Source organism: Enterobacter sp. I4 (genome assembly GCF_022669095.1).
Classification (GTDB): Bacteria; Pseudomonadota; Gammaproteobacteria; order Enterobacterales; family Enterobacteriaceae; genus Enterobacter; species Enterobacter pasteurii.
Map to the genome: position 1 here is coordinate 2,515,143 of NZ_JALBUO010000001.1, position 19,765 is coordinate 2,534,907.

A 19,765-nucleotide genomic window follows, 5' to 3' on the forward strand; every position below is an offset into this window, starting at 1 on the left:
AAGCTCATAGCGTTAACGGGCGCAGTCATTCAGGCTGTCGACATTACCAGTTAACGCTGATGAGAACAAAAAAACGCGGACGTTATCAGATCTCCGGCGTTCTGCTAAAACCGGTCAGCATGAGGATCGGGCCCTGTGGGGAGGATGCCGCGTCAAACTGATAGTGGTTTCCCTGACGATCGCCGCCGATGTACCATGAGATCTCGGTTTTGCCTTCTGCCAGCGCCTTGCGCACCGCTTTATCGACATCCACCATCCGGTATTCCCGGGAGTGGTTCAGGTAAAGAATCGCATCCGAACGGTAGTTACAGGACGGTCGCGAATGCCAGCTCACGCTGGCCGGATCCCAGTCGTTGCTCGCCGGATAGAAGAAGATTTGGTCCGCGCCGTTAGTTTCCACTTTCCCGCCGTAGATACGCACGCGGTATTTAAACTGCGAGGGGTCCTGCCCGGCAGGCAGCGGCGGAATGCGGAACTTCACCAGCGACAGCGTTTCGCTGTTGCGCGTGCGTCCGCCGTTCTTCCAGTTATCCTGCACCAGCAGAACCTGCGGATCCGGCTGGGAAAGCGCTGGCTCCAGGCTGCTGAGCCAGACGTTGGCCTTCGGTTTCGAATAACCATACGGAACGGTGGTGCCGCAATCCATTCCGCGGTTCATGCACAGGTCGGTCATAAAGCGCGCGGCATCTTCCGTCCAGCCGTTCATAAAGTCAGCATGAGCGGTATACAGGCTTCCCCACCGCTCTTCGCGCTCGTCTCCGTGCATGATTGGATCGAGGGAGAGCTGCACTTTGCTGGTATCCAGAGAGTCGATCGTCGGTAGCACGTACGCAACATTCATGTTAACGGTCGGGATTTTCACCGGGAAGGCGGACGGGCACTGCCCTCTGGTATCGTAGGTGGCGTTGGCCAGGCCGTGGGCGGGCTTCAGGTTTACCCCGTCCCAGCAGTTCGGGAACTGAATGCCGATATTAAACTGCACGGCATCGTTCGCCTTGCGCAGGCCGCAAACCTCACCCGTTTTGGTGGTGTAGCCCCTGCCGTTGGCGCACAGGAAGGTGATATGTGGGTTCGGCGCGGTACCATGATGGTCGCCTGCCAGCAGCGACAGCCCCGCCGGGAAAGGGTGCAGCGGCCAGGCGTCAACGTTCGATGCCTGATAATAGGTTTTTTGATAGGCGGGTTTAACCACCGTTCCGTCAGGCAGCTTCAGCGAAGGGGCCCAGTAGGCCGAGCCGTCTGCTTTATTATCGCAGGTGGTCTTTTCATGCGCGCGCAGCGATTCACGGCTGGCGTAAGCATCCGCCTGTTCGTTGCCAAAGAAGTCGTGCAGCATGGCCTCGTTGGGCATGCCGTACATCATAATGGCATCGTCGCCGAGGGTGTGGGAGTAAGCGCAGACAACGTGCGCCTGTGGCCCGGCGTGTGCCGCCTGCATGGCAATCAGTAAAGCGGTGGCAGAAAGTGCCGGGGTTAATACTGTCCGTTTCATTATTATCTCCATCGTTGAGAGGAGATAGTGGTAGCAAAACGGCTGCGGTTTACCGAGGATTTACCCGCGTATTTTTCCGCTCATCCCTGCTTTACACGCATCACGCACAGCTCATTCCAGTACGTTTCGCGCGTCCGGCGCAGTTCAGCGTGACGTTTTATCATTGAACCACTCCGGGTCAATGTTGGCTACGTCCACGCCGTACAGGCTGGCGACGGGCAATACTGACTCAAGAACACGTTGCGCGCTGTTCTCCGCACTCGCTGGTCGGGCCGCAAAAAACCGCCGTAACGTGCTTATCCACTTTTTCATCGTCATCACCCTTCTCGCTTAACCGGAACTCAGTTAAGCACGCGTTAGCCATGAAGGGGAAATAACAATAATGGCTGTTGATATGCGGGATCTGAGTAACTCACGACGCGCTGACGTCATGGCCGGACAGCGCTTTTACCACCGTTTCCATCGCTTTGGTTGTCAGCTCGCTGCGCTTAACGCGCTGGTTCGCCAGCGCGGTACGCAATACGCCCGCAATGACAATATGCTTCGGCTCCTGGCCTAAATCACGCATTTCGAGAACGACCTTGCCTACCACCCGGCACATCTCCTGATACAGCGCTTCGTCTTTGGTCACATTGCCCATTGTCATCACTCCGTTGCCCTAAAGCGTCAGCTTAAATGATTCGTTGGCTGGATACAAAAAAGAAGCCCGGCGTATTTCCCGCCGGGCTTCATCTTAAAAATCAGAAGATTAGTTATTTACCGGGATCACCGCGCCTTTGTATTTGGTGCGGATCCAGTCCTGGATCTCTTTGGAGTGCAGCACGTTCACCAGCGCGACGATATCTTTCTTCTTCTCGTCTCCGCGATGGACGGTAATGATGTTGGCGTACGGGTTGTTTTCACCGCTCTCAACCGCAATCGGGTCGTGTACCGGATCCAGGCCTGCATCGATGGCGTAGTTGGCGTTGATCACCACCGCCGCACCTTCGTCGTTGTTGTACATCTGCGGCAGCAGAGAGGCTTCAACGTTAGGGGTAAACTGCAGCTTTTTCGGGTTTTCAACGATATCGCTGATCCGCGCGGTCACTTTATCAATGCCTGGCTTGAGCTTGATCACGCCCTCTTTTTCGAAGATAGACAGAATACGGCCTTCCTCGGAAACCGCGTCACGCATAATGATTTTGCCGCCCTCCGGCAGATCCTTCAGCGATTTGTATTTTTTGGAATAAATGCCGATTGGCTCGATGTGGATCGCGCCCGCACTCACGAAATCATACTCCTTATCGCCCGCGTGATCTTTCAGCACGCTGTTCAGATAAGGAACGTGCTGGAAGTAGTTAGCGTCGATGTCGCGTCCGGCCAGCGCGGTGTTTGGCAGAATGTAGTCCTGAAACGGTTTAATCTCCAGATCGATACCCTGCTTCGCCAGGATCGGCTTCGCCTGCTCCAGAATTTCGGCGTGCGGCGTGTTGGAGGCGCCCACGGTCAGGGTGTCAGCCCAGGAGGCGAAGCTCAGGGCGCTCAGGGTGGCTGCGGCGATCAGCGTCAGCGTTTTTTTCATGATGATGGTTCCTGTGTGTATTTATTAGCGTTTATCTAACAGTGATGTGATGACATCGCCGCAGAACTGGATAATGAAAACGATGATTAAAATGGTCACCGTTGCCACCAGCGTGACGTCACCATGGTTGCGCTGGAATCCTTCCAGATAAGCCAGATTTCCCAAGCCGCCGGCACCAATTACCCCTGCCATTGCGCTGTAGCTCACCAGCGCAATCAGCGTCACCGTCATTCCTGACACCAGGGCGGGTGAGGATTCCGGCAGTAAAACCCGAAACACGAGCGTGCTCAGCCGTGCGCCCATCGAGCGCGTGGCTTCAATAACCCCTTTATCCACTTCACGCAGGGCAATCTCGACCAGGCGGGCGTAAAACGGCGCGGCACCAACAATCAGGGCGGGCAGCGCGGCGTTGGCGCCAAGAATGGTGCCCACGATGGTCTTGGTGAACGGGATCAGCAGGACGATGAGAATGATGAACGGGATAGAACGAAACACGTTCACCACTATCGAAATCACGCTGTAGACCGTGCGGTTGTGGAACAACCCGCCGCGGGCGGTTAAAAACAGCGCCAGACCAAGCGCGATCCCCAGAATAAAGGTCGCCACGCCCGAAAGCGCGGTCATGTAGAGCGTCTCCTGCGTTGCAGCCCACAGCTGATCCCACTTCAGGTGCGGAAAAAGATTTTCAGCCATGCTTAATTACCTCGCCTTCAATATCGCTTTGCTTCAGGTCGGCGAGGATATTGTTCAGTTGTTCATCGGAGGCCGCCACGTGCACCCAGAGCTGCCCGAAAACGCCGTGGGCGGTTTGCGTCATTTTCCCGTGCAGGATGTTAAACGGCAGGCCGTAGCGCAGGGTCAGCTCACCCACGATCGGCCTGTGCGTGCTGTGTCCCGTAAAGGTCAGCCTGATAATCGTGCCTTCCAGCCCGGTTGCCAGTTCCGTATTAAAGGTTTCGTCTTCGGCGTACTGGCTTACCTGACGGACGAACTGACGGGAGATCGGCTGCTGCGGATGCGTAAATACGCTCAGCACGTCGCCCTCTTCCACCACCCTGCCGTTCTCCATCACCGCCACGCGATCGCAGATTTTGCGCACCACGTGCATCTCGTGGGTGATCAGCACGATGGTCAGGTTAAAACGGCGGTTAATGTCCAGAAGCAGATCGAGGATCTGATCGGTGGTCTGCGGATCCAGCGCGGAAGTCGCTTCGTCACACAGCAGCACGTCCGGATGGTTGGCCAGCGCGCGGGCAATCCCAACGCGCTGTTTTTGTCCGCCGCTCAGCTGCGACGGGTAGGCATTCTCGCGCCCCTTCAGGCCGACCAGCTCCACCAGCTCGGCGACGCGGGCCTGAATTTGCGCTTTTGGCACACCGGCAATTTGCATCGAAAAGGCGATGTTTTCCCGCACCGTGCGCGACCAGAGCAGGTTAAAGTGCTGGAACACCATGCTGATTTTCAGGCGTGCCTGACGCAGCGCTTCCCCTTTTGCGGCTGAGATATCCTGTCCGTTGATGGTGACGCTTCCGGCGCTCGGCTTTTCCAGCCCGTTCAGCAGGCGGATCAGCGTGCTTTTTCCGGCCCCGCTGTAGCCGATAATTCCATAAATCTGTCCCTGCTCTATCGTCAGATTGACGTTATCAACGGCGGTGAGCGACGCCTTTCCGTTATCAAAAACCTTCGAAATATTGCTGAGTACGATCATTCTTATGGGTTATCCGTTTCGCATATAGCGGTTTAGCAGTATGGATGTCCAAACGATAGTAAACAGCCGTTATCAGCTTTTAAATGACCAAAAAGGAATTTCATATAACGTCATGAAATAAGCAGCAGAGCGGCTGGCGGGAAAGGCTTAGATGAATATCAGAAATGGTTATCTGCCAGAGGCATAGCAGCCCGGCGGCAACCGATAAAATCGTCTATTTTTACAGCATTTTTAGCGCGTATAGCCATCCCCACATCCAGACAACTTTACGTCTCGCTGTCCTTGCGTCTGAAAACATGATGAATATTCCTTTCCGTTCTAAAACCTGGTGAAACGTTCTTTATTGAGCAAATTTCGTGGTCCTATCATCCGGTCATGACCTCCTGACAGGAAATAACCATGACGATCTACCACTCCGTCACCGAAATGATTGGCCGCACGCCGGTTATGCAGCTGCACAAGCTTGATACCGGCCCCTGCTCGCTGTTCATCAAGCTGGAAAACCAGAACCCCGGCGGCTCGATCAAAGACCGCGTCGCGCTGTCGATGATTAACGAAGCCGAGCGTACGGGGCGGCTTCAGCCCGGTGGCACCATTATCGAAGCCACGGCGGGGAATACCGGGCTGGGGCTGGCGCTGATTGCCGCGCAGAAAGGCTACGCGCTGATGCTGGTCGTGCCGGACAAAATGAGCCGCGAGAAGATTTTCCACCTGCGGGCGCTGGGCGCGCAGGTTGTGCTGACCCGCTCTGATGTGAACAAGGGCCATCCGGCCTATTACCAGGATTACGCCCGGCGCCTGGCGAACGAGGTGCCTGGCGCGTTTTATATTGACCAGTTCAATAACGAGGCCAACCCGCTGGCGCACCGCACCACTACCGCTCCTGAACTCTTTGCACAGCTTGACGGGCAAATCGACGCCATCGTCGTCGGCGTTGGATCCGGCGGTACGCTGGGCGGCCTGCAGGCGTGGTTCGCTGAACACTCGCCGCACACGGAATTTGTGCTTGCCGATCCGGCCGGGTCGGTGCTGGCGGACCAGGTCGAGACCGGGCGCTATCACGATGCCGGGTCGTGGCTGGTTGAAGGGATTGGCGAGGACTTTATCCCCCCTCTGGCGCATATCGAAGGGGTGGAGCGCGCCTGGCGCATTACCGATCGCGAAGCGTTCGCCACCGCGCGTGAGCTACTGAAAACGGAGGGGATCCTGGCGGGCTCCTCCAGCGGCACGCTGCTGGCGGCGGCGCTGAAATACTGTCAGGCACAAACTACGCCGAAACGCGTGGTCACCTTCGCGTGCGACAGCGGCAATAAATATCTCTCAAAGATGTTCAACGACGACTGGATGCGCCAGCAGGGACTTATCTCGCGCCCCCGGGCAGGCGATCTCTCCGACTATATCGCCCTGCGGCATGATGAAGGCGCGACGGTCACCGCCGCGCCGGATGACACCCTTTCCACCGTGCTGGCCCGCATGCGCCTGTACGATATCTCGCAGCTGCCGGTGCTCGATAACGATAAGGTCATCGGCATCGTTGACGAATGGGACCTGCTCCGGCACATCGGCGGAGACGGGGAACGCTTCTCCCTCCCCGTGACGGCGGCCATGACCCGGCAGGTCGAGTCTCTGGATAAGCAGGCGCCGGAGAGCGCGCTGCACGCCATTTTTGACCGTGGCCTGGTCGCCATTATCTATGACCAGGACCGCTTTCTGGGTCTGATTACGCGCAGCGACGTTCTCACCGCGTGGCGCAACCGTCTGCAAAAATAAAGGAACAAACGATGAAAAATCTGGCAACCCTCAGCGTACACAGCGGCGAGTATCGCGATCGGCACGGCGCCGTCATGCCGCCTATTTACGCCACCTCGACGTTTGCGCAACCGTCGCCGGGTGAGCACACCGGCTATGAATACTCGCGCAGCGGCAACCCGACCCGCCACGCGCTGGAAACCGCCATCGCCGAACTGGAAGGCGGCACGCGCGGATACGCGTTTGCCTCCGGCCTGGCGGCCATCTCCACCGTGCTGGAGCTGCTGGACAAAGACAGCCATATTGTCGCCATTGATGACGTGTATGGCGGTACGTATCGCCTGATTGAAAACGTCCGCAAGCGCAGCGCCGGGCTACAGGTGAGCTGGGTTAAGCCGGACGATTTAGCCGGTCTTGAGGCCGCCATTCGCCCGGACACCCGGATGATCTGGGTAGAAACGCCGACCAACCCGCTGCTGAAGCTGGCCGATCTGGCGGCCATCGCGGACGTCGCCCGGCGCCATAACGTCATCAGCGTGGCCGATAATACCTTCGCCTCCCCGGTCATTCATCGCCCCCTGGCATCGGGTTTTGACATCGTGGTGCACTCCGCCACCAAATATCTCAACGGCCATTCAGACGTGGTCGCCGGGCTGGCGGTGGTCGGGGCCGATAACGAGCTGGCGGAGCGCCTCGGCTATCTGCAAAACGCGGTTGGCGGTGTTCTGGATCCGTTCAGCAGCTTCCTGACCCTGCGGGGGATCCGCACCCTTTCCCTGCGTATGGAAAAGCATAGCGCCAACGCGCTGGCGATTGCGCAATGGCTGGAGCAGCATCCGCAGGTTGAAAGCGTGTTCTATCCCGGGCTGGCGTCACACCCGCAGCACGCGCTTGCCCGCCGCCAGATGGCGCTACCGGGCGGCATGATTTCCGTAGTAATAAAGGGAGATGCGCAACGCGCAACAGACGCGATCCGCAGCCTGAGGCTTTTTACCCTGGCAGAAAGCCTGGGTGGCGTGGAGAGCCTGGTGAGCCAGCCCTACAGTATGACCCACGCCTCCATTCCCCTCGCGCAACGGCTTGCGAACGGCATTGTGCCGCAGCTCATCCGCCTGTCGGTGGGAATTGAAGATGCAAACGATCTGATCGCGGACCTCCAGCAGGCGCTGGAAAAGTGAGCAAAAGACGGCGGGCGTACCGCCTGCCTTCATAAGATGACATTATGCCTTAACGCCTTGATAACAAACTTATGTGAATCTGCACAGATTGTTTTTGAAACACCGTTTCCATTTTCCTTTTTGCGTTGAATCAGCGTATAATGCGCGCCAAACCCCTGGTGAATGGTTTCAGCGCTTGGAATACAAAAAACAACGTACAACTTCTCCTCTCCTTCGTTGGGCTGGCACTCAGGCACACTTTCTTCTGCACGCTCATGTGATGTCACCTATTCTTAGTGCGTGTCATAGACTCTTTCGCAACACAGGTTTGACTCCGCGGCGGTGCGCCCCCGGAGCGAGATTTCCATATCCTTCCCAACTTAAAGACTAAGACTGTCATGAAAAAGACGAAAATTGTTTGTACTATCGGCCCGAAAACCGAATCCGAAGAGATGCTGAGCAAAATGCTGGATGCCGGCATGAACGTGATGCGTCTGAACTTCTCCCACGGTGACTATGCTGAACACGGTCAGCGTATCCAGAACTTGCGCAACGTCATGAGCAAAACCGGTAAAAAAGCCGCGATTCTGCTCGACACCAAAGGTCCTGAAATCCGTACCATTAAGCTGGAAGGCGGTAACGACGTTTCGCTGAAAGCGGGCCAGACCTTCACCTTCACCACCGACAAGTCCGTGGTAGGTAACAACGAAATCGTTGCAGTAACCTATGAAGGCTTTACCAGCGATCTGTCTGTCGGCAACACCGTTCTGGTGGATGACGGCCTGATCGGCATGGAAGTCACCGCCATCGAAGGTAACAAGGTTATCTGTAAAGTGCTGAACAACGGCGACCTGGGCGAAAACAAAGGCGTTAACCTGCCGGGCGTTTCCATTGCGCTGCCGGCGCTGGCTGAAAAAGACAAGCAAGACCTGATCTTCGGTTGCGAACAGGGCGTTGACTTCGTTGCGGCGTCCTTTATCCGTAAGCGTTCTGACGTGGTTGAAATCCGCGAGCACCTGAAAGCGCACGGCGGCGAGAAGATCCAGATCATCTCCAAAATTGAAAACCAGGAAGGCCTGAACAATTTCGACGAAATCCTCGAAGCGTCTGACGGTATCATGGTTGCGCGTGGCGACCTGGGCGTTGAAATCCCGGTTGAAGAAGTGATCTTCGCGCAGAAGATGATGATCGAGAAGTGTGTTCGCGCGCGTAAGGTGGTTATCACCGCCACGCAGATGCTGGACTCCATGATCAAAAACCCACGCCCTACCCGCGCAGAAGCTGGCGACGTGGCTAACGCCATCCTCGACGGCACCGATGCGGTAATGCTTTCTGGCGAGTCTGCTAAAGGTAAATATCCTCTGGAAGCGGTCAGCATCATGGCGACCATCTGTGAGCGTACCGACCGCGTGATGAAGAGCCGCCTGGATTACAACAACGACAGCCGTAAACTGCGCATCACCGAAGCCGTGTGCCGTGGCGCGGTAGAAACCGCTGAGAAACTGGAAGCGCCACTGATTGTGGTTGCGACGCAGGGCGGTAAATCTGCTCGCGCGGTGCGTAAATACTTCCCGGACGCGACCATTCTGGCGCTGACCACCAACGAAACCACCGCGCGTCAGCTGGTGCTGAGCAAAGGCGTGATCCCACACCTGGTGAAAGAAATTGCCTCTACCGATGATTTCTATCGTCTGGGTAAAGAAGTGGCTCTGGAGCTGGTTGACCGCGGCCTGGCACAGAAAGGCGACGTTGTGGTAATGGTTTCTGGTGCTCTGGTTCCGTCCGGCACAACTAACACCGCATCTGTTCACGTGCTGTAATATTTCCCGAACAAATTATATTTTTGTTAAAAAGCGTCCTGCGGGACGCTTTTTTTATTCCCGCCTTTAACCAGAACTATTCAAAAAGCAAATCGGGTTTCTCTATTTAATCGCGATTTATCTAAGATGAATCCGATGAAAAATGCCTTTTTTAACATAGCTTTTTCGTCAAAACTGCCGATTTCGTTGCTTCTTTGAGCGAACGATCAAAAATAGGCGTAATCCCATCAAAAAAATATTCTCAACCCAAAAAAGTTTGTGTAATACTTGTAACGCTACATGGAGATTAACTCAATCTAGAGGGTATTAATAATGAATCGTACTAAACTGGTACTGGGCGCGGTAATCCTGGGTTCTACTCTGCTGGCAGGTTGCTCCAGCAACGCTAAAATCGATCAGCTGTCTTCTGACGTTCAGACTCTGAACGCTAAAGTTGACCAGCTGAGCAACGACGTGAACGCAATGCGTTCCGACGTTCAGGCTGCTAAAGACGACGCAGCTCGCGCTAACCAGCGTCTGGACAACCAGGCTACTAAATACCGTAAGTAATAGTACCTGTTAATAAAATGGCGCACATTGTGCGCCATTTTTTTTGTCTGCGTCAAACCGCCTACTGCGTTACTTTCTCACCTTCGCCTTCCGCAACCGCCGCTGATACCCGACTGTTCTGCACCGACAGGACCGCACTGCCTGAAGATGGCGCATTGCCCGCTGAAACGGCTACCGGGATACCTGCCCTGCGCGACAGCGCCTTATCAATAAGCGTTTTATCGCTGCCCGCCTCCCCTGCAAACGCGGTGAACGCCGCAGAGTGCGTGAACGATGCCGTCTGAGGGTTTTCCCCTTCGACCTGTGCCAGCGGCCTGTGGACTTCGATATAGCGTTTACCGTCCGGCTCTACGGAGAATTTAACTGGCTCATTGATAATCTGTACACGCGTTCCGACGCGCACGTTTTCAAACAGCGCTTTAATATCCGGCGCGTTCATTCGCATACAGCCAGAGCTAACGCGCAGCCCTACGCTGTCCGGCGCGCTGGTACCGTGAATGAGATATTCCCCATTCCCGATGCCTAAACGCAGCGCATAGCGCCCCAGCGGGTTATTTGGCCCTGCGGGTACCACAGGCGGCAGTTTAATGCCCTGCGCCAGAGAGCGTGCTCTGATGCCCGCTGTGGGCGTCCACGTTGGGTTAGGGATTTTCTGACTCACGCGAGTGGTGCTGACCGGCGTTTCCAGCCCAAGCTGACCAATACCCAGCGGATAGACCTGCACGATATTTTCACCCGGCGGGTAGAAGTAAAGACGCAGCTCCGCCAGGTTCACCACGATGCCTTCTCGCTCGGTGTCCGGGAGCAGCATCTGGGACGGGATGGTGATCGCCGTACCTGGCGCAGGGTTCACCGGCGCAATGGTATTATTCGCTTCAAGGATAAGCTGCGCCGCGGTATTAAACCGGCGGGCGATCGCCTGGAGTTTATTGTCCCCTTCCTGAATGGTGTACGTCTGATTTTGCCCAATCAGGCGGCTGCCCGCAGGCGGCAAAGGATAATCAACCGCCCGGGCTGAATTAAGCGCACCGAGCGAACCGAGGAGTAATAGAGTTATTAGAGACGCGCGCTTCATGCTGAGATTCCTTATTCACTGGCAGAACGCCAGAAAGCTGAAAAACCAGCGAGGTGGAAACCACCCCGCGAAACAGAATGAATGCTGTTCTGTAAGTTTAGCTAAGGATTGCGGCTTTGGCGCGGATAGCGCGGATCATCGCTTCCAGCCCCTGGGAGCGGGACGGAGTGAGGTGCTGGGTTAAGGCCATTTTTTCAAACCACGGGCGGACGTCAAAGGCGACAATATCCTGCGCCGACATCTGGTGATAAAGAATAAACACGACGGCAATCAGCCCCTTTACGATGGCAGCGTCGCTGTCGCCCTGAAATTCTATCGCCCCGTCGTCATTCTGCCGCATCAGGATCCACACCTGGCTCTGGCAGCCCTGAATGATGTTGTCCGGGTTATGCGCCTCTTCGCCGAGCGGCGGCAGGCGCTGACCCAGCTCGATGATATAAAGGTATTTTTCTTCCCAGTTTGCGCAACGCCCAAAGTTGCGCAGCAATTTATCTCTGTCCGGCAATTCTGCCATCTCTCGCCTCTCCGTTAGCCAAGCAGCTGGTGAATACGTTTTAGTCCCGCCACCAGCCTGTCGACCTCTTCCATTGTGTTGTACATCACCAGCGACGCGCGGCACATCGCGGGCACCTGATAAAAGGCCATCAGCGGCATTGCGCAGTGGTGCCCTGTGCGCACGGCGACGCCGTAATTATCGAGGAAACTGCCCACATCGTAGGCGTGATGCTTCCCGAGGTTAAACGCTATTACGCCAAGACGGTCTGCCGGGCCGTATAAGGTTAAATCCGGGACGCCGGCAAGCTCGTGCAGGGCGTACTGCATCAGCTGCCGCTCGTACTCCTGAATAGCCTCCAGCCCCGCTTCAGAGACGTAGCTAAGGGCTGCTCCCAGCCCGATAATCCCGCCCGTGTTTGGCGTACCCGCCTCAAAGCGCCACGGCGCGCGGGCGTAGGTTGTGCCTTCCGTCAGGCTGACGGTGGCGATCATCGCCCCGCCCCCTTCCCACGGCGGCATGGCCTGGAGAATGTCCTCTTTTACGTACAGCACCCCGATGCCCGTCGGGCCATAGAGCTTGTGGCCCGAGAAGACGTAGAAATCGCAGTCCAGCGCCTGAACGTCTACCGCATGGTGCATAACCGCCTGCGCCCCGTCAATCAGCACCTTCGCGCCAGCCTGATGGGCCTTATCGACGATCTGCGCCACCGGGTTTTCCGTCCCCAGCACGTTTGAAACGTGGGTTACGGCCACCAGCCGCGTCCTGTCGTCCAGCAGTGCATCCAGCTGCTCCAGCTGCAGCGTGCCGTCTTCGTTCAGCGGGATCGTCCGCAGCTGGGCACCCACGCGCTCACAGAGCATCTGCCACGGCACGATGTTGGCGTGGTGCTCCATCTGGGTGATGATGATGTTGTCACCCGCACGCACCTGCGCGGTGCCCCAGCTGTTGGCCACCAGGTTGATCCCTTCGGTGGTCCCGCGGACGAACACCAGCTCTTCCGGCGAACGCGCGTTGAGGAAGGCCGCCGCCTGCGTACGCACGTTTTCCATGCGCTGCGTCGCTTCGGCGCTCAGGGTGTGAATACCGCGGTGCACCGCCGCATAACCGTGGCGGTAAAATTCCGCTTCCGCATCCACCACCTGGTTCGGTTTTTGCGCGCTGGCCGCGCTGTCGAGATAGGCCAGCGGCAGACCGTTTACCTCACGGGTCAGCACCGGAAAATCTGCCCGGACTTTCTCTACGGGGAACGTCATGCTTCGCCTCCAGGCAGACGCTGGCCGATGCGGGCCAGCACCTGCTGTTTAAGTGCGCCATCGGGCAGCGCTTCCGTCAGCTCGGCCGCAAAGGCGTAAATAATCATCTTTTGCGCCGCCTGCTGGTCTATCCCGCGCGAGCGCAGGTAGAACATCTGCTCATCGTCAATGCGCCCGACCGTCGCGCCATGGCTGCACTTCACGTCGTCGGCGTAGATCTCCAGCTGCGGCTTAGTGTCAACTTCCGCCAGACGCCCCAGCAGAAGGTTATTGTTGGTCATCTGCCCGTCGGTTTTGATGGCGTGCTGCGCCACGTTGATCAAACCGTTAAACACCGCACGCCCTTTGTCGCTGACGATGGTTTTGTGCAGCTGGCGGCTGTTGCAGTAGCCTTTGTTGTGCTCAAGCCAGGTACGCGTGTCGCACACTTCCGATTTGACCGGCATCGCCAGGCTGTTAATGCGCAGCGTGGTGTTTTCTCCGTTCAGCCGGGTGCTGGTATTGTGGCGCAACACCGCCCCGCCGAGCAGGAAGCTGTGGCTGTACGCCGCTGCATCCTGGCCAAGCAGCACATCGTTGTGGGCAAAGTGGTGGCTGAGCGGATTCTCAAACGCCAGCTTGATATGGTGAAGCTGCGCATTGGCGGCCACGTTCATCGTCAGGCGCGAGCCGGTGAAGTGGCGAGTATCGTTAAGGCTAACGTAATGCTCGATTACCGTCGCCTCCGCCCCTTCTGCCAGCTCAAGATGATGGCGATAGTGGGCGGTGTTGATCTCGTCACCCTCAACGCCCTGCGTAATGTGCATCAGCAGCAGCGGCTTCGCCGGTCGCTGGTTACGCTTCACCCGAATATGCGTCACGCTGCGGGACAGGCTCTCGGTCAGGTGCAGGAAGACCTCAGGCTGAACCGGGGCGCTCAGGCTCTGGCGCTCGTCGTTAATCTCGATATCGAACCCGCTGCCCTGCACGCTGTCGCTCAGCTCGGCCCGGAACTGGCCGTCGACAAACACCAGACGCGCGGCATCCACGCTTAGCGCCAGCGCGTCGCGCCGGTCAGGGCTAACCTGCGCCAGACGCGTAACAAACTCGCCGTTCAGCAGGCCGTCCAGCGGAGTATATTTCCAGTTTTCATGCTTGCGCGTAGGCAGGCCGAGACGCAGCATCTGCTGAAGATGGTGCTGAGCCTGTTCAGAACGCGATTCGCCCTGCGCTTCAAACAGCCGGTGCCACTGCTGGAGTGCATTACTGCTGTTCGGTAAGCCAGCCATAACCCTGCTCCTCCAGTTGTTTAACCAGCGTAAAGTCGCCGGATTTCACAATGCGCCCCTGGTAAAGCACGTGGACGTAGTCGGGCTTGATGTAGTCCAGAATGCGCTGATAGTGGGTAACGATAATGAATGACCGTTTGCCGTCGCGCAGGGAGTTCACCCCGTCAGCGACGATCTTCAGGGCGTCGATATCCAGACCGGAGTCCGTCTCGTCGAGAATGCACAGCTCCGGCTCAAGCACCGCCATCTGAAGTATATCGTTGCGCTTTTTCTCACCGCCGGAGAAACCCACGTTCACCGAGCGGGTCAGCAGATCTTCCGGCATTTTCAGCAGCCCGATCTTCTCTTCCATCAGGTCCTGGAAATCAAAGCGATCCAGCGCCTCCAGGCCGCGATACTTGCGCACCGCGTTCAGCGCGGTTTGCAGGAAGAACTGGTTACTGACGCCCGGAATTTCTACCGGATACTGGAAGGCCATGAAGATCCCCTCACCGGCTCGCTCCTCCGGCGACATCTCTAGCAGATCTTTACCGTTAAACTCAACGGAGCCGTGGGTGACTTCATAATCTTCGCGTCCCGCCAGCGTCGCTGAAAGCGTGCTTTTCCCGGAGCCGTTTGGCCCCATAATGGCGTGAACTTCACCCGGCTTAACGTCAAAATTGAGGCCACGCAGGATGGCTTTGTCTTCCACGCTAACCTGTAAATCTTTAATGCTTAACATGTGCTTTCCTTAACCGACGCTGTGTTCAAGACTAATGGCGAGGAGTTTCTGGGCTTCAACGGCAAATTCCAGCGGCAGTTCAGAGAACACGTCCTTACAGAAGCCGTTAACAATCATTGAAATCGCATCTTCTTCACTAATCCCGCGCTGCAGGCAGTAGAAAAGCTGGTCTTCACCGATGCGCGACGTGGTGGCCTCGTGCTCAAGCTGGGCGCTGTTGTTACGGCACTCGACGTACGGGAAGGTATGCGCCCCGCAGTCGGCACCAATCAGCATCGAGTCGCACTGGGTGAAGTTACGCGCGTTGGTGGCCGTCGGCATAATTTTCACCAGCCCGCGGTAGCTGTTCTGGCTGTGCCCGGCGGAGATACCTTTGGAGATGATGGTCGATTTGGTGTTTTTACCGATGTGGATCATCTTGGTGCCGGTATCGGCCTGCTGATGTCCGCTGGTCAGGGCCACGGAGTAAAACTCACCGATGGAGTTATCCCCGCGCAGAATGCAGCTCGGGTATTTCCAGGTAATGGCGGAGCCGGTTTCTGACTGCGTCCAGGACATCTTGCTGTTTTCGCCTTCGCACAGCGCGCGCTTGGTGACGAAGTTGAGGATCCCGCCTGTATTGCCGTCGCCCGGGAACCAGTTCTGCACCGTGGAGTATTTCACTTCCGCGTCTTTATGGATGATGACTTCCACCACCGCCGCGTGCAGCTGGTAGCTGTCGCGTACCGGCGCGGAACAGCCTTCAATGTAGCTGACGTAGCTGCCATCGTCCGCCACCAGAATGGTGCGTTCAAACTGGCCGGTTTTTTCCGCGTTGATGCGGAAATAGGTCGACAGCTCCATCGGGCAGCGCACCCCTTTCGGCACGTAGATAAAGGTGCCGTCTGAGGCTACCGCCGCGTTCAGCGCCGCGAAGAAGTTATCGTTACTCGGTACCACGGTGCCGATATACTTTTTCACCAGCTCCGGATGGTCGTGAATGGCTTCGCCGAAGGAGCAGAAAATGATCCCCTGCTCCGCCAGCTTTTCACGGTAGGTCGTTGCCACCGATACGGAGTCAAAGATGGCGTCCACCGCCACCTCTTTACCCTCACGCACGGGCACGCCGAGCTGGTTAAACGCCTCTTCCACCTCTTTGCTCAGGAAGCTGTTATACGCGCCCGTTTGCTGTACCGCACCGGGCTGCGACGCGCAGGTGTCATCACAGCTGCCGCAGGATGGCGCGGAGTAATAGCTGTAATCCTGATAGTTCAGCTTGTCATAGTGCGCCTTAAGCCAGTGTGGTTCGTCCATCTCCAGCCAGGCGCGGAAGGCGCTGAGGCGAAACTCCAGCATCCACTCAGGCTCGTTACGCTTGGCCGAGATGGCGCGCACGACGTCTTCATTAATGCCTTTCGCCAGCTCGTCGGTTTGCAGCTGCGTGAAGAAACCCTCTTTATAGTTGAGGTGTCCGCCGCTCCAGGTGTTTACATCACTCGTTGCTTCAGTATTACGAGACATAGTACCGCCTATACCCCAAAGCTTTCGCCGCAGCCGCATTCGTTCTGGGCTTTCGGGTTATGAAATTTGAATAACTGGTTTAAACCTTCCCGAACGTAATCGACTTCAGTTCCGTCGATAAACGGCATGGCCTGAAGCGCGACGTACAGTTTTGCTCCGTCGGTTTCAAAGACCAGGTCATCTTTTTCGGGCTCGGTAACGGTGTCCAGCACGTAGCCAAAGCCCGCGCAGCCGGTCTGCTTAACGCCCAGGCGCACGCCGAGGATATCGGGGTTTTTCCCCACCAGCTCGTGTATGTGGGCCGCTGCCGCAGGCGTGAGCGTTAAGCCACGCCAGGCGAAATCGGCCGGATTGAAGGTTTCTGAATGCAGTTCCATAGGTCCACCTCATCTGATAAGCCACCAGGGCATAACACCATGTTAGTGATAACGATTATCACTTCAACCCCCTGCGAGCAGGGGCTTTGGGCTAAACCGCCCTTTTTGGCTACTTTCATTAAGCATAGACCCTGTGACGGGATGCGGATGGGATGGTTATATTTGTTCAATGCATTGATAAATAATGCATTTCATCAGAAAGATCGTGGCGTGGCAGGCAAAAAGAAAAAATGCATTGAAAATACCTATTTTTGAGATAGATATTGTTCAGGACTGAAGAAGGAAATGCTTAAACAAAAAAGGCCCTGACGGACCCCCCTTAATTTAGTGGTGGAACGATACCGCAAAGCCCTGTTCACGCCAGTGGTCGAGCTGTTCCTGCTGGCGAGGCGTCGGCGCTTTACCTGTCCAGACGAATATTTTTTGCCCCGGGAAGAGTTCCGGGCGCGGAGAATCAATCGGTTCAGCCAGTACGTCAATGTGCCAGCCTTTACCGGCAAGACGCGCCGCTTCCAGCCACAGGTGCGTACGGTCGTCGCATTCCCACCCTACCAGCAGCGCGTCTTTACCGGCTTTTTTTCGCGCATCCAGCAGGCTTGTGACGGCAAACTCGATCAGGACGCCGTCGAGCAGGCTCGCCATATGGCGCACCGTATTCTGATCCTGGTTCATTCGCTGTCGTACCGGGGTAATGATGTTATCGATCAGGGCGTCCATCGCATGGTCGCGGCGGAACTCGCCGATTTTGGCGCGCAGCTTTGCCGGGCTGGCATAGCGCAGAACGGTCAACATCTCTTCCTGGAAGGATGCCCAGTTCCCCTGCGTCATCACTTCTTTATTTTCAAGAAGGGCTTTTACTTTGCCGACCGAAATGCCCGTTTTCATCAGGCGTTTGATCTCTTCGATACGCAGGATATCCTCATCGTCAAACTGACGATGACCCCCTTCGCTGCGCTGCGGCTTCAACAATCCATAACGGCGCTGCCAGGCACGCAGCGTAACGGGGTTGATACCGCATCGTTCGGCCACTTCGCCGATACTGTAATAGGCCATTAACTCCCTCACGCTCAATACTTCCATACCTAACCTAACCAACCTTATCAGATTGTACAAACCATTTGTATAACTAACTCCTCGTTCTGAGCAAGTGAATGGCTCAATGAGCCATTCACTCGTTAATATATTGTTGTATAAATTTTGCCGTACGTACAGGTAACTCTTGCGGGTTCAGTACAAGTTTTTAAAAATCGAACTTTTTCTCAGGCCACGCAATCGCCGGAATACCGCCAAGGCGCGGGCTGGCAAACAGGTGTCCCTGGAACTGAGAAATCCCGGCAGACTCCAGCCACATCCACTCTTCCGCCAGCTCGACGCCTACGGCACAGAACTGGATCTCCAGCGAAGCGCAGCACTTGATTATCGCCTGCACGATGGCCTGACGCGGGCCGCTCTTGTGCACGTTGGCGATTAAATCACGATTAATCTTAATTCTGTCTGGCTGGAACTCGGCAAGCAGCTGTAGCCCGGCAAATCCGGCCCCAAAGTGATCGATGGCCACGCTGATGCCGGCGCTTTTGAGCTGCCGGACCGCACTGGTAAACTCTTCGAAACGCGAGATCGCCTCACGCTCGGTAAATTCGACCACAATCTGCTCCGGCACAAATCCGTTCGCCTCGATTGCCGTAAGTAAAAAATCCACGGCACCGGGAACGTTCACCAGCGTCATCGGCAGCAGGTTGATGCACAGCGTTTGATCCTGCAAGCCCAGCGCGCTGGCCATCGACAGCGCCACCTGCTTGCTTTTCAGATCCGAGTCGTACAGCGCCTCGCTCGACTGGTTAGCAAAGTAAGCTTCAGGGGAATCACCGTCGGGCGTGCGGATCAGCGCTTCCCAGGACACCACCTGCTGCATAAAGGGATCGACGATAGGCTGGAACGCGAAGCTACACTCCGCCCCCTTTGGCACGACCGCGGGCCGTGAAGACAGCGCCGTCTCTTCGCTGACAAAATCCCAGGAGTCTGCCGGAGGCAGCTCAAAATAGTTCGCTTTTTCAGTCGCCTCAACGAACGTGCGGAAAAACTGCAGGGCACGGTCGTTGTAGGTCAGCTGATACTTTGTCGTGCCTTTATCAAGCACCTGTTGCAGCACTTCGTCCGTGTCGTACTGACGAAGGTCAAAAAGCTCCATACCGGCGTTGCCAAACCGTCGTAAGGGGCCGTGATCGCTCAGCAGCTCGACCACGTTGTGGTGTCGCGGATCCTGGCAGATGAGCTGATAGATTTCCCTGACGTTTTCAGCGGGCCCTTCCAGTAACTGGAAAAAGTGGGTGCCGTTAAACAGCAAAATCCCCGTCACATCGAACTGGCGATTTCTACAATTTGCAGCAGCTACCATGTCCTCCAGCGCTTTCACTGGAACGTCCTCGCAGATATGGCTGCGGTAAATGATGGTCGTTAGCATGCTAATCCTGAAGATAGAGGGGTGACCACGAAGCTCGTGGATAGCGCTCTGTTATAGCATATTTATTGCCCAACAAATAATTTACATCTCAATGATTTAAACAGCATCCAGGTAACATTTGGCAGTTTGTACAACTCCAGGTCCCCGCTTCGGATTGTACAATATATTCTCGGGTAGACGCTTAAAATCACCCACAAGTAACTTATTAATAAATAAAGAGATTATAAAATATATTATAAAATGTTTAAAAAATTGTACATTTTAAATGTACAGATTTGAAAATTATGTATACCTTAAATGTAACGTTACTGATTACAGATTTTTACAGGAGCGAAACATGCACCAGAATGGTTACGTCGCAGACTCAGCAGCAGCCATTGCGCAGTACTTCGAAAAAGCCGCGCTGCCAACCCAGCAGGAAACGCTGGGTCAGGTTGTTGTTGAAATTCTTAGCGACGGGCGGAATCTCAACCGCAAATCGCTCTGCACCAAACTTCTGAGCCGACTCGAAAAGGCCGATGGCCCGGAAGAGGAACAACATTATCACATGCTGCTTGGTCTGCTGTTCGAACGTTAAT

The 19,765-nt window shown here is 56.0% G+C and carries 20 protein-coding genes; 5 read left to right on the plus strand and 15 right to left on the minus strand.

Annotated elements, in window-relative coordinates:
* Positions 1 to 85: 85 nt before the first annotated feature.
* The 6 genes from MOQ06_RS11930 to MOQ06_RS11955 form a co-directional block, all read right to left on the minus strand.
* The gene (locus MOQ06_RS11930) at positions 86 to 1,492 is read right to left on the minus strand and encodes a DUF1996 domain-containing protein (RefSeq protein WP_193356215.1); all 1,407 of its coding nucleotides are present in this window, start codon (positions 1,490 to 1,492) and stop codon (positions 86 to 88) included.
* A gap of 144 nt (positions 1,493 to 1,636) precedes the next feature.
* Entirely contained in the window at positions 1,637 to 1,804 is a 168-nt protein-coding gene (locus MOQ06_RS11935; protein WP_176610529.1) for a hypothetical protein, read from the minus strand.
* A gap of 100 nt (positions 1,805 to 1,904) precedes the next feature.
* Positions 1,905 to 2,132 carry a fumarate hydratase FumD gene (gene fumD, locus MOQ06_RS11940; RefSeq protein ID WP_148418959.1) on the minus strand — a complete coding sequence of 76 codons (228 nt, stop codon included), beginning with the start codon at positions 2,130 to 2,132 and terminating at the stop codon, positions 1,905 to 1,907.
* A 108-nt stretch (positions 2,133 to 2,240) separates the two neighbouring features.
* Positions 2,241 to 3,053, minus strand: coding sequence for a MetQ/NlpA family ABC transporter substrate-binding protein (locus MOQ06_RS11945; RefSeq protein ID WP_176610530.1), 813 nt, complete (start codon positions 3,051 to 3,053; stop codon positions 2,241 to 2,243).
* Between the two features lie 24 nt (positions 3,054 to 3,077).
* Entirely contained in the window at positions 3,078 to 3,746 is a 669-nt protein-coding gene (locus tag MOQ06_RS11950; protein WP_148418963.1) for a methionine ABC transporter permease, read from the minus strand.
* Positions 3,739 to 4,761: an ATP-binding cassette domain-containing protein gene (locus tag MOQ06_RS11955; RefSeq protein WP_242173110.1), complete on the minus strand. Its 1,023-nt coding sequence runs from the start codon at positions 4,759 to 4,761 to the stop codon at positions 3,739 to 3,741. Before MOQ06_RS11955 ends, MOQ06_RS11950 begins: the two co-directional genes overlap by 8 nt.
* A 399-nt stretch (positions 4,762 to 5,160) precedes the next feature.
* On the opposite strand from MOQ06_RS11955, the gene MOQ06_RS11960 reads away from it, so the two are divergent.
* The 4 genes from MOQ06_RS11960 to lpp all read left to right on the plus strand — a co-directional run bounded on the left by MOQ06_RS11960 (position 5,161) and on the right by lpp (position 10,036).
* The gene (locus tag MOQ06_RS11960; RefSeq protein WP_242173112.1) at positions 5,161 to 6,531 is read left to right on the plus strand and encodes a cystathionine beta-synthase; all 1,371 of its coding nucleotides are present in this window, start codon (positions 5,161 to 5,163) and stop codon (positions 6,529 to 6,531) included.
* An 11-nt stretch (positions 6,532 to 6,542) separates the two neighbouring features.
* Entirely contained in the window at positions 6,543 to 7,688 is a 1,146-nt protein-coding gene (locus tag MOQ06_RS11965) for a PLP-dependent aspartate aminotransferase family protein (RefSeq protein ID WP_193356220.1), read from the plus strand.
* A 377-nt stretch (positions 7,689 to 8,065) separates the two neighbouring features.
* Positions 8,066 to 9,487 (plus strand): pyruvate kinase PykF, encoded by a 1,422-nt coding sequence (pykF, locus tag MOQ06_RS11970; protein ID WP_080327350.1) that lies wholly within the window; start codon positions 8,066 to 8,068, stop codon positions 9,485 to 9,487.
* Positions 9,488 to 9,799: 312 nt separating this feature from the next.
* A complete protein-coding gene (lpp, locus tag MOQ06_RS11975) occupies positions 9,800 to 10,036 on the plus strand; it encodes a murein lipoprotein Lpp (protein WP_001082307.1) in 237 nt (78 codons plus the stop codon).
* 61 nt (positions 10,037 to 10,097) lie between these two features.
* Here lpp and MOQ06_RS11980 read toward each other — a convergent pair whose 3' ends face one another.
* The 9 genes from MOQ06_RS11980 to MOQ06_RS12020 all read right to left on the minus strand — a co-directional run bounded on the left by MOQ06_RS11980 (position 10,098) and on the right by MOQ06_RS12020 (position 19,187).
* Positions 10,098 to 11,111 (minus strand): L,D-transpeptidase family protein, encoded by a 1,014-nt coding sequence (locus tag MOQ06_RS11980; RefSeq protein WP_242173114.1) that lies wholly within the window; start codon positions 11,109 to 11,111, stop codon positions 10,098 to 10,100.
* 97 nt (positions 11,112 to 11,208) lie between these two features.
* The gene (gene sufE, locus MOQ06_RS11985) at positions 11,209 to 11,625 is read right to left on the minus strand and encodes a cysteine desulfuration protein SufE (protein WP_176610537.1); all 417 of its coding nucleotides are present in this window, start codon (positions 11,623 to 11,625) and stop codon (positions 11,209 to 11,211) included.
* A 14-nt stretch (positions 11,626 to 11,639) separates the two neighbouring features.
* Positions 11,640 to 12,860: a cysteine desulfurase SufS gene (gene sufS, locus MOQ06_RS11990; RefSeq protein WP_242173116.1), complete on the minus strand. Its 1,221-nt coding sequence runs from the start codon at positions 12,858 to 12,860 to the stop codon at positions 11,640 to 11,642.
* The gene (sufD, locus tag MOQ06_RS11995; RefSeq protein ID WP_242173117.1) at positions 12,857 to 14,128 is read right to left on the minus strand and encodes a Fe-S cluster assembly protein SufD; all 1,272 of its coding nucleotides are present in this window, start codon (positions 14,126 to 14,128) and stop codon (positions 12,857 to 12,859) included. The genes sufS and sufD overlap by 4 nt, the downstream gene beginning before the upstream one ends.
* A complete protein-coding gene (gene sufC / locus MOQ06_RS12000; protein WP_148418979.1) occupies positions 14,103 to 14,849 on the minus strand; it encodes a Fe-S cluster assembly ATPase SufC in 747 nt (248 codons plus the stop codon). The genes sufD and sufC overlap by 26 nt, the downstream gene beginning before the upstream one ends.
* Before the next feature lie 9 nt (positions 14,850 to 14,858).
* Positions 14,859 to 16,349, minus strand: a complete 1,491-nt coding sequence (gene sufB, locus MOQ06_RS12005) for a Fe-S cluster assembly protein SufB (protein WP_242173120.1) — start codon at positions 16,347 to 16,349, stop codon at positions 14,859 to 14,861.
* 8 nt (positions 16,350 to 16,357) lie between these two features.
* Entirely contained in the window at positions 16,358 to 16,726 is a 369-nt protein-coding gene (gene sufA, locus MOQ06_RS12010) for a Fe-S cluster assembly scaffold SufA (protein ID WP_148418983.1), read from the minus strand.
* A gap of 324 nt (positions 16,727 to 17,050) precedes the next feature.
* On the minus strand, positions 17,051 to 17,779 hold the full coding sequence (locus MOQ06_RS12015; RefSeq protein ID WP_148418987.1) for a MerR family transcriptional regulator: 729 nt from the start codon (positions 17,777 to 17,779) through the stop codon (positions 17,051 to 17,053).
* A 187-nt stretch (positions 17,780 to 17,966) separates the two neighbouring features.
* Positions 17,967 to 19,187, minus strand: coding sequence for a diguanylate phosphodiesterase (locus tag MOQ06_RS12020; protein WP_242173123.1), 1,221 nt, complete (start codon positions 19,185 to 19,187; stop codon positions 17,967 to 17,969).
* A gap of 337 nt (positions 19,188 to 19,524) precedes the next feature.
* Between MOQ06_RS12020 and ycgZ the strand changes: the two genes are divergently transcribed.
* The gene (gene ycgZ / locus MOQ06_RS12025) at positions 19,525 to 19,764 is read left to right on the plus strand and encodes a regulatory protein YcgZ (RefSeq protein ID WP_148418990.1); all 240 of its coding nucleotides are present in this window, start codon (positions 19,525 to 19,527) and stop codon (positions 19,762 to 19,764) included.
* Position 19,765 lies beyond the last annotated feature (1 nt).